The 13,776-nt window shown below is 38.8% G+C and carries 10 protein-coding genes; 3 read left to right on the top strand and 7 right to left on the bottom strand.

Annotation, left to right across the window (positions count from 1 at the left end):
• The first annotated feature begins 241 nt into the window (after positions 1-241).
• The 3 genes from IQ10_RS09200 (at position 242) to IQ10_RS09190 (ending at position 4,139) form a co-directional block, all read left to right on the top strand.
• Positions 242-1,423, top strand: a complete 1,182-nt coding sequence (locus IQ10_RS09200) for a KamA family radical SAM protein (RefSeq protein WP_144450194.1) — start codon at positions 242-244, stop codon at positions 1,421-1,423.
• 99 nt (positions 1,424-1,522) lie between these two features.
• Complete coding sequence (locus tag IQ10_RS09195; RefSeq protein WP_144450193.1) at positions 1,523-2,284, top strand: hypothetical protein; 762 nt, start codon at positions 1,523-1,525, stop codon at positions 2,282-2,284.
• Between the two features lie 91 nt (positions 2,285-2,375).
• Positions 2,376-4,139: a B12-binding domain-containing radical SAM protein gene (locus IQ10_RS09190; RefSeq protein WP_144450192.1), complete on the top strand. Its 1,764-nt coding sequence runs from the start codon at positions 2,376-2,378 to the stop codon at positions 4,137-4,139.
• Positions 4,140-4,185: 46 nt separating this feature from the next.
• Here IQ10_RS09190 and IQ10_RS09185 read toward each other — a convergent pair whose 3' ends face one another.
• From IQ10_RS09185 to accB, 7 genes are all read right to left on the bottom strand, one after another.
• Positions 4,186-4,977 (bottom strand): hypothetical protein, encoded by a 792-nt coding sequence (locus tag IQ10_RS09185; protein WP_144450191.1) that lies wholly within the window; start codon positions 4,975-4,977, stop codon positions 4,186-4,188.
• Positions 4,978-5,068: 91 nt separating this feature from the next.
• Positions 5,069-6,121, bottom strand: coding sequence for an EAL domain-containing protein (locus tag IQ10_RS09180; protein ID WP_144450190.1), 1,053 nt, complete (start codon positions 6,119-6,121; stop codon positions 5,069-5,071).
• A gap of 126 nt (positions 6,122-6,247) precedes the next feature.
• Positions 6,248-7,279: a methylmalonyl Co-A mutase-associated GTPase MeaB gene (gene meaB, locus IQ10_RS09175; RefSeq protein WP_144450189.1), complete on the bottom strand. Its 1,032-nt coding sequence runs from the start codon at positions 7,277-7,279 to the stop codon at positions 6,248-6,250.
• Positions 7,280-7,344: 65 nt separating this feature from the next.
• Positions 7,345-9,510, bottom strand: a complete 2,166-nt coding sequence (scpA, locus tag IQ10_RS09170; RefSeq protein WP_144450188.1) for a methylmalonyl-CoA mutase — start codon at positions 9,508-9,510, stop codon at positions 7,345-7,347.
• Positions 9,507-11,585 carry a methylmalonyl-CoA mutase family protein gene (locus IQ10_RS09165; RefSeq protein WP_144450187.1) on the bottom strand — a complete coding sequence of 693 codons (2,079 nt, stop codon included), beginning with the start codon at positions 11,583-11,585 and terminating at the stop codon, positions 9,507-9,509. Before IQ10_RS09165 ends, scpA begins: the two co-directional genes overlap by 4 nt.
• 84 nt (positions 11,586-11,669) lie before the next feature.
• A complete protein-coding gene (locus IQ10_RS09160) occupies positions 11,670-13,220 on the bottom strand; it encodes an acyl-CoA carboxylase subunit beta (protein WP_144450186.1) in 1,551 nt (516 codons plus the stop codon).
• Between the two features lie 25 nt (positions 13,221-13,245).
• Positions 13,246-13,764 (bottom strand): acetyl-CoA carboxylase biotin carboxyl carrier protein, encoded by a 519-nt coding sequence (gene accB / locus IQ10_RS09155; RefSeq protein ID WP_144450185.1) that lies wholly within the window; start codon positions 13,762-13,764, stop codon positions 13,246-13,248.
• Positions 13,765-13,776 lie beyond the last annotated feature (12 nt).

Raw genomic sequence — 13,776 nt, 5'->3', positions numbered from 1 at the left:
TTATATAGTCTATTTACCTATTTATAAATTGTTTTTTCAATTATTTTAAAATATTTTTAATTTGATTTTTTATCTGTTAGTCAAATTCCATATGCTTTGATTTAAAAGCAATTTATGAAGTAATCCTTTCATTTCAATTAAATTATCGAATTTTTCTTTCTTTTTTGACTATTTTATCATTTCGTTGTTATAATCAATCCTGCTTATGCGTTTACCAAATAACAAAAGGACGGTGATGATCATGGCTCAACCTAAATATGTCATGAACCTCGACAAAATCGAACAAATTCCAGAACATGAAAGAGAAAAGCTAAAGAAAATCACAGAAAAATTTGTTTTTCGTGTAAATGAGTATTATTTAAGTCTAATTGATTGGAATAATCCGAACGATCCCATACGAAAGCTAGTCATTCCAAATGAAGGTGAACTTGATGAATATGGGCGTTGGGATGCTTCTGATGAAGATACGAACTATGTCGTTCCAGGCTGTCAACACAAGTACGAAACAACGGCTTTGTTAATATGTTCAGAGGTATGTGGTGCGTATTGTCGTTATTGCTTCCGTAAACGCCTGTTTCGTAACGACGTGAAAGAAGCCATGTCTGATGTAGAGCCAGGTATTGAATATATTGCCAACACGCCTGAAATCAATAATGTACTCTTAACAGGTGGAGACCCTCTTATCCTTGCCACAAAAAAACTGCGAATGATTATTGAGCGTTTACGTGAAATTGATCATGTTAAAATTATCCGAATCGGCTCAAAAATGCCTGTTTTTAATCCAATGAGAATTTATGAGGATGAGGCTCTACTTGAACTCATTCGAGAATATTCAACTCCAGATAACAGAATCTATATTATGGCTCATATTAACCACCCTGTTGAAATCACAGAAGAAGCAAAAAAAGCCTTTAAAGCCTTACATGATGCAGGAGCCATTGTCGTCAATCAAACACCTGTTTTAAAAGGAATAAATGATGATCCAGATGTCTTAGCAGAGCTTCTTGATCGATTATCATGGGCTGGTGTAACTCCTTATTATTTCTTTATTAATCGACCAGTAGCTGGGAACAATGACTTTGTTCTCACCCTTGAAAAAGCCTATAACATTGTCGAAAAGGCAAAAGCGAAAACATCTGGTCTTGGTAAGAGGGTACGTCTATCAATGAGCCATACCTCTGGCAAAATTGAAATCCTTGCCATTGAAGATGGGAAAGCATATTTAAAGTACCATCAATCACGAGATAATCATTACGGTAAATTCATGGTCTTAGACTGTCCAAAGGAAGCTACTTGGTTTGATGACTTGCCAGGAAATGAAAAATTTTGGACCCCTCCAACCAAGAAAACGGAGGAAGTTGTCTCAGTCAACTCGATGCCTGATATGCCTGAAAAGAAAAAGAACAAAGTCGTGACCTCTTAATAGACATAATACTTTAACAATGAGTTCATATTTTAGTAGGTGAAGGGTTGCTTGACATGGTAAACTAGAGAAAATTTGATGCAGTTGAGGTGAATTTGGTTGAAAGCCTTTTTTTTGCTCCTTCTCTTATCTTTCCTGCTTAGCGCCTGCAAAAGCACTGACTCTTCTCAAAGTGAACTACATCTTGAATCAGAAAATAGCCATCTTCGTATTCAATTTGAGAATATTGAAATAGGTGAGTGGGAAAACCAACCTGGTTTTTTCCTTTCCGTATCAGCAACCTCATTATTGAGGGAATACGATGCTAGCTATGATTACCTATATACCATGGATTCAATCCTTACAGATGAAAATGGACAAACATACGAGGCTACCTATAAGGAAACGGCCCCATCAGACAATGATTCTGCGGAAAAAGAACAAGTCATCATTCGACAGTTCTTTACTCCGCCTATCAGTACTGAAATTGAGCAATTAAATGTAAAAGTCTATACAAAACCATTGTATTATCAACGAGAAGTGGTTTTTTCAAACGTACAGGATGGAATGATTAACCTCATTAACAACGACCTAATACTGGAAAAAGTCATAATCGATGATCGAAAGTTAGAGATTCAAGTTGCCGACATCCATGAGATTAAGGGACTTGAACTTTCGCTGATTGAAAAAAATGAAGAAATTTATCCTGTTTTTACAACAACTGATTATAATAACGAAACTCATCGTTTACTTGCGATATATGAATTTGCAAAACCACTTTCTGACTCACTTACACTCAAATTAACCCGGTTGAGATTACAAGAACAAATTTGGGAATATCCATTAACAATTCCTATTAACGAAACGGCTGACTCAAACTAAGAGTCAGCCGTTTCGTTCGAAGTTAAACAAGTTAAAGAAACTATGGTATCATACTAGACGTAACAAAAGAAAAGAATTGAGGGATGATCGAATGAAAACCGTCGTCACGACGTTAAATGCAAAATACATCCACACCTGTTTAGCTCTTCGCTGTTTAAAAGCTTATGCAGAGCCTGACTTTCCAATTGAAATGGTTGAATATACGATTAAAGATCCAGTTATGAATATTGTCTCTGATTTATACGATCGAAAGCCCGATGTCATCGGATTCAGTTGTTATATTTGGAATATCGAAGAAACAATTAAAGTCATTAACATGCTAAAAAAAGTCATGCCTGAAACAAAGATTGTTCTTGGTGGTCCTGAAGTTTCCTATGATACAAAAGAATGGCTTGAAACACTTTCGGCAGCTGATTTTATTGTCGTTGGTGAAGGAGAAGAAACGTTTAAGCATTTCCTTGAAGAATTTAGTACTACACAAAAATATCACATGGTGTTCGGACTTGCTTACAGAAAAGGTGATGAAGTGATCATGACTGCTCCTCGTCCGAAGCTGAAGCTTGATGAGATCCCGACTCCTTACCGCTTTCCAGAGGATTTAGATGGGCTTTCAAAACGTGTCACTTATTTTGAAACGAGTCGGGGCTGTCCTTATAGCTGTCAATTCTGTCTCTCTTCTATTGAAGTTGGTGTTCGCTATATTGATATCGAACGTGTGAAAGCAGACCTACTTTTTTTAATTGAGAGTGGGGCAAAATTGATCAAATTCGTTGACCGTACATTTAATATTAAACGCGATTATGCACTAGAAATTTTTCGCTTTTTAATTGAAAATCACCAAGGCTGTGTCTTTCAATTTGAAATCACAGCAGACATTATGCGTCCAGAGGTACTTCAATACTTAAATGAGAATGCACCACATGGTATTTTCCGTTTCGAAATCGGGGTGCAATCAACGAATGATGCAACGAATGAACTCGTCATGCGTCGCCAAAACTTTGAAAAACTCACTCGTACTGTAACGATGGTCAAAGAAGGCGGAAAAATTGATCAGCATCTTGATCTAATTGCTGGTCTTCCTGAAGAAGACTATAACTCTTTTCGGAACACATTTAACGATGTCTATGCCTTGCGTCCAGAAGAAATGCAACTAGGATTCTTAAAGATGCTGCGTGGGACAGGCCTGAGACTACGCGCTGCCGACCATGATTATGTCTATATGGACCATGCACCTTATGAAATTCTCAGTAATAATGTTTTAACCTTTGATGAAATTATTCGCATTAAACGAGTAGAAGATGTTCTCGAAAAATACTGGAATGATCATCGTATGGATCGTACAGTTGAATACTTAGTTGCAAAAGAATTTGATTCTGCCTTTGACTTTTTCCAAGCATTCGGTGATTATTGGGATGCACAAGGCTGGTCTCGAATTGGTCATCAACTAGAGGATTTATTTAAACGACTTGATCAATTTCTAACGAATCACGGAATAAAAACGTCCCTTTCATTTATTAGAGGACTGATGATGCTCGATTTCTTTGAGAACCAGAAACACAAGCCACGTAAAACATGGTGGACCTTCTCATTATCAAAAGAAGAGCAATCGAGATATTTGAATATCCTAGCTGAAAAGCCAGAAATCGTTTCGTCTGATTTTTCATCCTTGCAACTAAGTGAAAAGGAGCTTCATAAACATACGATGATAGAGACGATTCCATTTGCTTTATCGAATCAAGATGACGGTACTGACTATATCGAAAAAGAGAGTTTGCTGCTTTCTTATTTTAGTCCGAAAACAAACCGCACTTCTGTTTATACCATCCCTTTAGACCATATTTCATTACTTGCGTAATAGAAAAGAAGCTCCGCATCCAGCAGTGCGCAGCTTCTTTTTATTGTTATTCATTTTCAATAGGAGCAATATAATAGCCTTTTCTTTTTAACAAATAGGTGCTAGCCTCTTTAAACGTTCTAAATGTTTTGGCATCAGCTTTGATTCCATGTTGAACAAACTGTTTTACCATGCTAATCGGGAAGCCAATATGAATGGGTTCAGCTCCAATTAACGAAACAGTATCTGTTAACGTACGGATTTGAGTGACTAATTTCTGATTATCCGCAAGTGACATTCCACTAAAATCAAAGACAACGAATTCAGTGTCTGCCTTTGAGCATTCGTGTAATAATTTACGTTGAAGCATATCAAAACGATGTTCATCGTATGTGCCAATAAGTGGAACAAGGAGAGAATCATCAACCATCATCGGAAGAATCGGCGTCATTAATTCCTCGATTAATTTTTGAGTCTCTTGATTTGCTTGTTCTTCTTCTGTTACATCATTCCAAATAAGAATATAGCCAATGTGATCTTTATGTTCATTTTTTAATTCTGTAACAGTTAGGTCTGCAGAGTACTTACCAAATAATTGTATCCTTGAAGTGTACGGAAGACTCTCTTTAAGAATCTTCTCTTGATAAGTAAAATTCCGATGAAAAACAGACAGATTCTTTCCAATAACCTCATTAGAACTTGAAACATGAACATCTTCCTTAATTTGATTAATGAGCTCATGTGCCATTTTATTCATCCATACTAGGTTAAATTCCGTATCCGCAACAAATATATTCTCTCCGATACAATCCAAAACGGCTATTGTTTCCTGTTGCGTAAAGATATTTGACGCTACCATTTTGCTCCTCCTTTTGAAGCCAAAAAACTATTTTACTATTCTTGCATTATAGCAAAAGGAAACAATTATTTATATCTGTCAGTCTACTTTTCTATACGATTATTGCATTCAGTTCTAGTGGTTTTGGCTGTGGTTTACCAAAAAAGTAGCCTTGGCCAAGGGAAATACCAAGAGATTGACAAAAATCAGCCTCTTCTTTTCGTTCAATTCCCTCAGCTAGAAGCGTCATTCCGTATTCATTAGCTATTTTAACAGTAGCATGAATTTGCGCTTGCTTCTCTTTATTTTCGTCACAATGGTCAATTAAATGACGATCAATCTTTGCAAAATCAGGCTTCAGTTCTTGTAAAACTTCAAGAGTAGAGAAACCTGCACCTAAGTCATCAAGCGCCATTTTCATACCATGTTCTTGGTATGTACGAAAAATTTTTTTCAAATGATCAATATCGGCAATTTTCTCTGTTTCAACGACCTCAAACACTAAATCATTTGGGTCTACCCCGAAATGTTCAACTGCTTGAAAGGTACTTTTTAAACAATGATTTGGATCATATACAGAAGATGGTACAAAATTAATAAATCGTTTTACACCATTTTTCAATTCCTTAGAACTCATTTGAATCGATGATATTCGCGCTTGACTATCTAAGCTTGAATGTAAGCCCGCTCTTTGTGAAAAAGAGAAAAGCTCTCCTGGGAAAAAAGGATAGTCTTTTGAAACTTGTCTAAGTAAAAATTCATAACCAAATATTTGTTTATTATCTAATATAATAATTGGTTGCATATATTGCGTGAACATACCTTGATTAATGATCGTTAAAAATTCTCGATGTGTAAGCCGTTCATAGAGTTTATCAAAAGAAACCATATTAGGAAATCGTTCTGTATGACTTCCTACACTCATATAGCTACCAAGTATTTGCTCCTTCTCTCCTTTTGATAGACATTTAGCAAGTAAGTCTAATAAGTAGTCTAGCTGTTCAAAAGAAGTATAATCGAGACTTATCACTTGTCCTTCCTCTGATACTTGCTGCTCTACAATCGACTTTAACTTTTCTTGCAGGGAACCATTTTTCGTGTATAATAGAAGGCTACCTTTTGACTCCAGTAGCGGAAATTGACTACAACGATCACAAGAACTCATTTACTCACTCCATCTCATTTAGAATTCGTAGACAAAATATTAGTCAACGTTTTTCATTATTCAATCTTATTTTATACTAATTAAAACAAAGCGAGAAAAATACTAGAGTTTATTAGTAAATAATTATCATTTTTCTGATTGAAGCTTCATATTTCGATTTTCAAAATCTTTAATTAATGTGAGTGCTGCTTTTGTCGCACTTATTTGTCCACTTAGCACATTTTCTCTCATGAGTGGAAGCTGCTTTTTAACCGTATTATTTTCATAGAAACGAGATAGTAATTGTTCTTCAATTAATGAATAGAGCCAGTTTGTTGCTTGTTGCATTCTTCTCTTTTCAAATTGATGTGTTTCTTTCATATGATCTCGAAATGCACAAATTGTTTTCCAACATTCATCAATACCCGTTTCATGTAGAGCTGAAACCGTTTGAACCATTGTTTCCCATCCTTCAGTAACAGGTGGTATCATATGCAGAATGCGACTTAGTTCCACTTTTGCTTGGTCAGCTGCCTGCTTATTTTTTCCATCAGCTTTATTAATGAGCATGATATCAACCATTTCCATGATTCCTTTTTTCATCCCTTGCAACTCATCCCCAGCACCTGTCAACATAAGAAGAAGGAAGCAATCGACCATTGACCGAACAGCAATTTCACTTTGTCCAACACCAACTGTTTCAACAATGATGACATCATAACCAGCTGCCTCGCATAAAAGTAGAGTCTCACGCGTTTTTCTTGCTACACCACCAAGCGTTCCGCCAGCAGGTGATGGACGAACATACGCACTTGGATGCCTCGACAAACGCTCCATTCTCGTCTTATCTCCCAGAATACTTCCATGAGAAAGCGAACTTGACGGGTCAACTGCAAGAACAGCTACTTTATGGCCTTGTTCACAAAGCATTGTTCCTAAAGCTTCTATAAACGTACTCTTTCCTGCTCCTGGAACACCTGTAATCCCAATTCGGATCGACTTTCCTGTTAGCGGCATAATTTGAGTGACAACATCTTGTGCAAGAGAGAAATGTTTTGTAGCATTGCTTTCAACAAGGGTAATTGCTCTAGCCAGCATCGCGCGATTATTTTGTTTAATTCCATCAACATAATCATCTAAATTAAGCTCTTTACGCTTATAATCTGGTTGTGAATCCATATAAATCTCCTTCCTTTCTGACAATGGAGAAAAGAGGAAGTGGTTTTCACTTCCTCTCTCATTCTCTATACAACCGTTCCCTCTTCATCATAACCAAGGCGACGATTTAACTCACTCATTATTTTTTGTGCTGCGACAGGAATGACTGTTCCTGGACCAAAAATTTCAGCAGCTCCCTTTTCTTTCAAAAATTCATAGTCTTGTGCTGGAATAACGCCACCAATAATGACAAGAATATCTTCTCGACCAAGCTTTTTGAGTTCCTCTATCACTTGAGGTAAGAGCGTTTTATGTCCTGCTGCTAGTGAACTCATCCCGAGAATATGAACATCATTTTCTACTGCTTGCAAAGCAGCTTCTTCTGGTGTTTGAAAAAGTGGCCCAATATCAACATCAAAGCCCATATCAGCAAATGCGGTTGAAATGACTTTTGCTCCACGATCATGGCCATCTTGACCCATTTTTGCAATCATAATACGTGGACGTCTTCCTTCATTTTCTGCAAATTGATCCGTCATTTCACGAATTTCCTTCATTTCTTCTTTCTCCCCAAACTCACTACGGTAAACACCACTAATGGAGCGGATAACCGCTTTATGGCGCCCGACAACTTTTTCATAAGCTATTGATATTTCACCAAGACTCGCTCGTACTCGCGCTGCATTCACAGCGAGCTCAAGTAAGTTTCCTTCACCTGTTTCAGCTGCGTGTGTAATCGCATCAAGAGCACGTTGTACATCTTCTTCATTTCTTTCATTACGAAGCTTCTTTAGACGTCGAAGTTGGGCCTCACGAACTGCCGTATTATCAATATCTAAAATATCAAGCGAATCTTCTTGATCAAGACGATATTTATTCACACCGATAATTGTTTCTTTCTTTGAATCAATATGCGCTTGACGTCTTGCGGCAGCCTCTTCAATTCTCATCTTTGGAAGTCCTGTCTCTATCGCCTTAGCCATTCCACCTAGCTCTTCAATTTCCTCGATATGAGCCCAGGCTTTTCGCATTAATTCAGCGGTGAGTGATTCGACGTAATAAGATCCTCCCCAAGGATCGAGCACATTCGTAATTCCTGTTTCTTCCTGTAAATAAAGTTGTGTATTTCGAGCGATCCTTGCTGAAAAATCTGTAGGTAATGCAATTGCTTCATCCAATGCATTCGTGTGTAATGACTGAGTATGCCCAAGTGCTGCAGCCATCGCTTCAATACAAGTTCGTACAACATTATTATAAGGATCTTGCTCTGTCAAACTCCAGCCTGATGTTTGAGAATGCGTACGAAGCGCAAGAGACTTCTCATTTTTCGGCGCGAATGGCTTCATTAGCTTAGCCCAAATCAGTCGAGCAGCTCTCATTTTTGCAACTTCCATATAATAATTCATTCCAATCGCCCAGAAGAAAGACAACCGAGGAGCAAAGGAATCAATATCCATCCCTGCTTTTATCCCTGTACGAACATATTCAAGCCCGTCAGCTAGCGTGTAAGCTAACTCAATATCAGCCGTCGCACCAGCCTCTTGCATATGGTAGCCTGAAATACTAATACTATTGAATTTTGGCATGTATTTTGATGTATATTCAAATATATCAGCAATCGCTTTCATAGATGCCTCTGGAGGATAAATATACGTATTCCGAACCATATATTCTTTTAAGATATCATTTTGAATCGTTCCTGTTAGCTTTTCAGGCGGAACTCCTTGCTCTTCTGCGGCAACAATATAAAAAGCCATAATCGGTAGTACTGCACCATTCATCGTCATTGATACAGACATTTGATCAAGTGGAATCCCGTCAAAAAGAATATTCATGTCAAGAATCGAGTCAACAGCTACCCCAGCTTTTCCGACGTCCCCAACAACACGAGGGTGATCAGAGTCATAACCGCGATGTGTCGCTAAATCAAATGCGATTGATAAACCCTTTTGACCTGCTGCTAGATTTCTGCGATAGAAAGCATTACTTTCTTCCGCTGTTGAAAAACCTGCATATTGCCGAACAGTCCATGGTCTTGCTTTGTACATTGCTGGGTAAGGTCCACGAAAGAACGGAGCGATACCTGCTACATAATTCAAATGCGGCATGCCCTCTGTATCTTCTTTTGTATAGACAGAGCTAATATCAATTTGCTCCATTGTTTTAAAAGGTGTTCCTTCTTTGGAAACGGCCTTTTTTCCTTGCTTTAGAGATGGAAACGGCATTGATTGAAAGTCTGGCTTTTTACTCATTTGCCTCCTCCTTTCAGCCACTCTTGTAGATCATATAAAAACTGATATACGTTTGTTTTGATATGAATGAAGTCATCTACCCCTGCTTGCTGTAGCTTCGTTTCTTGTTCTTTTTGCGGGCGTCCTGCGATAAACACTTTTCTTTTCTCATTTTTTTGCTTTAATTGTTCCACAATCGTGGCTGCCTGCTCTTGATAATCTTCATCTTTACCACAGAGTACAATGAGGTTAAATTCATTTGCAGCTTGAACAGCTTGATTAGCCATTTCAATCGGATTTGAGACTTGTACATCAAAACCACCGCTTTGAAAGAAGCCAGTGATAAAATCAGTTCGTGCCTTATGACTTGCTAATGAGCCTAGACCAAGGAGATAAGCAGTAGGTCGCTTTTCATTAGTCTCACTAAGATCTTCACTTCGTTTACGAAGCTGCTCAAATGGCTCTGAAAGGCGGCGACTCGGAATAGAGGTAATCGTTACTCCGTTCTTATCATGAGCACCGATCAATTCGTGAATAACAGAGAACGGAACACCTTCTTGCAGCAATTGACTGACCTCAGCAAATGACTCAGGTTTATTCAGTCCTGTGAATGTCTTTGTCTGCTTTTTCTCAAGTTCTTTTTGATAACGCTTGCGTTCTTGCTCCAATTGGTCAGATGGTTTTGGAGCTGCTTTTTCATCTAGATTCACAAATTGATTCACTCCAACTATCGTTTGTTTTCGGTTTTCGACCTTCACTAAGCGTTCTTCCCAAGCCTGATTAATCCACTTTTGGATCACTTCTTCTTGAAGTGCAGCAATGATTCCCCCCGCACGTTCTATTTCTTGAAAGAATCCCCACGCTTTTTTCGCAAGCTGGTCCGTCATATATTCGACATACCATGAGCCCCCTGCAGGATCAAGTGTCTTATCAATATGAGCCTCTTCTTGTAAAATGAGCGATGTGTTTCGAGCAATTCGGCGTGAAAAAGAACTCGGTGTTTGAATAGCCTCGTCAAGCGCACTTACATGCAGACTATCCACACCTGCAACAGCAGCAGCAAATGCCTCACTCGTTCCTCTTAAAATATTAACGTACGTATCCTGGGCTGTCTTTGTAAAAGCAGACGTTCTCGCATGAACGCTCATCTTCTGAGCCTCTTTTGATGCACCGAATTCCGCCATAATCGCAGCCCAAAGTGTACGTGCTGCTCTTATTTTTGCTATTTCACTGAAATAATCACTTCCAATCGAAAAGGCAAATGCAATGGCTTTACTAGCATCATCTACTTGTACTCCTCGTTCTAATAGAGCTTGAACATAGGCAACACCTGTTGATAGAGCTGATGCAAGTTCAACAGCTGGACTTGCCCCACCGTTATGATAGGCATATGTTTGGACAAGAACCGTTCTTAATGATGGCCCCTGCTCTTTAGCCCATGTTACAGCTGTAGTGAGATGATTATACGTTTGATCAAGTGAATACGTTAATCTTCCTGTTTTAGCAAGCTGATGAATCGGATCAGCAGCAATAATACCTGTTAGTGATTCTATCTCTACTTTTCTTTCTAACAAAGTACTGATTGCAGCTAAAAGGGGTATATTCACTTCACCTGTATCAAGATGAATGGGCTGTGCAGTGACATCAATTCCATCAAATAATGCCTTCACATCGTCTAGATCATATAAAGGAACGCCTCTTTGTGCGTTTGATTCAAGCGATGCTTCTTTTGCCTGCTTTAAGTCATCATCAAGGATGATATGATAAACATTTTGTCCACGAGCCATATCATGCTTCGCTATTTCATTTAATAGCTGCGGAGTAGAGGCAGCGAGCTCTTGACTCACTTTCCATGTGAACCTTTCATTTCTCGTTCCTCTTGTATATGGAAACTGTCCAGGCTGATCCGCTTTAATTGATAGATTATCTATATCTCTCTCTTGATACATCGGTTCGATGAGAATATCATCCATTAGCTTTGTCACTAATGTATCAAATGATTTCCCCTTCAAAGACTTCTCTGTTGCACTGCGCCACTGCTCATATGTCGGAACGGTAAATTCACAAAATTTCTCTAGATCGCGATTTTTCTCCATTTTGCGTCGGTCACCTGCTAAGGCTAACCACTCACTCCCTTCTATTACTTATTTCATCCGTGCAAAGGTTCTCTCCACACCATCTTACAACGGAATGTTACCATGCTTCTTATTAGGAAGTTTTTTCTTTTTATTTCGTAGCATTTCTAGCCCTTGTGCCAGACTTTTTCTCGTATCGCGTGGATCAATGACATCATCAACCATTCCATTTGAAGCAGCTACATAAGGATTGGCAAAACGTTCACGATATTCAGCTATTTTGGCAGCTCTCGTTTTGTCTGGGTTGTTGCTCTCACGAATTTCTTTTGCAAAAATAATCGTCGCAGCACCCTCAGGTCCCATTACGGCAATCTCAGCATTCGGCCATGCAAAAACTAAATCTGCACCAATCGCTTTACTGTTTAGTGCAACGTATGCTCCGCCGAATGCTTTCCTGAGAATAACTGTGATTTTTGGTACCGTCGCTTCTGAATACGCATAGAGAATCTTGGCACCATGTCTAATAATTCCCCCATGCTCTTGTTGAACACCTGGAATGAATCCACTTACATCTTCAAATGTAATGAGCGGGATATTAAAGCAATCGCAGAAACGGATAAATCTAGCGCATTTATCAGAAGAATCAATATCAAGGCCACCAGCCATCATCTTCGGGTTATTGGCAATCATTCCAACTGTTTCTCCCTCAATTCGTCCAAATCCAACAACAATATTCTTTGCAAACATTGGCTGTACTTCCATGAAATTCTCATCATCAACAATACTTTTAATGACTTTGCGCACATCATAAACCTTTGTGCCATCAACTGGAACAATATCAATGAGTTCATCGATTCGTTCATCCAATGGTCGCTTTGTTTTTGGTTCTACTCGTTTCGCCTTTTCTTCGTGATTAGAAGGAAGGAATTGAATGAGACGTCTAACTTCAACAAGCACTTCTTCTTCTGTTTTCCCTGTAAAGTGAGCTGCGCCACTAACACTTGAATGAACACGGGCACCGCCTAAGTCCTCACTGTTAATTTTTGCTCCTGTCACACTTTCAATGACTTTAGGACCTGTAATAAACATTTGACTCGTCTTCTCAACCATAAATACAAAATCTGTGATCGCTGGTGAATAAACAGCTCCACCGGCACAAGGTCCTAAAATAACCGAAATTTGTGGTATAACACCTGAATATATCGAGTTTCGATAAAAAATGTGGCCATAGCCATCTAAGGAAAGCACACCCTCTTGAATACGTGCGCCGCCCGAATCATTTAAACCGACAATTGGTGCACCATTCTCTGCCGCTAAGTCCATGACTTTTACAATTTTCTGGGCATGCATTTCTCCAAGTGCACCACCAAATACAGTAAAGTCTTGAGCAAAGACGAAAATCAGTCTCCCATCCACTTTTCCATACCCAGTGACGACTCCTTCACCTGGAGCTTCAGCTGACCCAATATCTAGACCACGATGCTCAATAAACGGATTAAGTTCAACGAAGGTTCCTTCATCTAGTAATAAATCAATCCGCTCTCTTGCCGTTAGCTTACCACGATCATGCTGTGCATCAATCCGACCATGACCACCGCCAAGCTTGACCTTCTCTCTTCGTTCTTCCATCTCATTAATACGATCTATCATGTCCATTTGTTCTCTTCCCTCCAATCAACACTTATGCTTTTGCTCTTACTTTAAAAAGAGGTTGGCCGTATTCGACTAATTGACCATTCTCTACTAGAATTTCGACAATTTCTCCCTCGACCTCAGCTTCAATCTCGTTCATAAGCTTCATTGCTTCCACAATACAGACGACCTTCTCAGTAGTCACCTGATCGCCAACCTTCACATATGGGTCATCATCTGGTGATGGTGCCGAATAAAACGTTCCAACCATTGGAGATTTAATTTCATGAAGGGTTGCATCTTCATTTGCCTCATTATCTAATGGCGCTTGCTCTTTCGCTACAGCTGGTTTTTCTTCACTAACTTGCTCAGGTGCAGCTGTTGTAACGGGATTATTTGAAGCTACTAGCGGTTGTACAGGATTAACCTCCTTGGCAACCACAGCCTGTTGCAGGCGATTACGACGTAAGGTAAGGACTTGTTTCCCTTCTCCTTTGATTGTTAATTCATCAATACTCGATTTATCTAACGTGCGGATTAACTCTTTAATTTCATTAATTTTATACATATCACATATTCC

Origin of the sequence: Halalkalibacter nanhaiisediminis (genome assembly GCF_007830185.1) — a bacterium.
Taxonomy (GTDB): domain Bacteria; phylum Bacillota; class Bacilli; order Bacillales; family Bacillaceae_D; genus Halalkalibacter; species Halalkalibacter nanhaiisediminis.
Note: the sequence above shows the minus strand (reverse complement) of the source record. Positions and strands in the feature narration are given on the sequence as shown.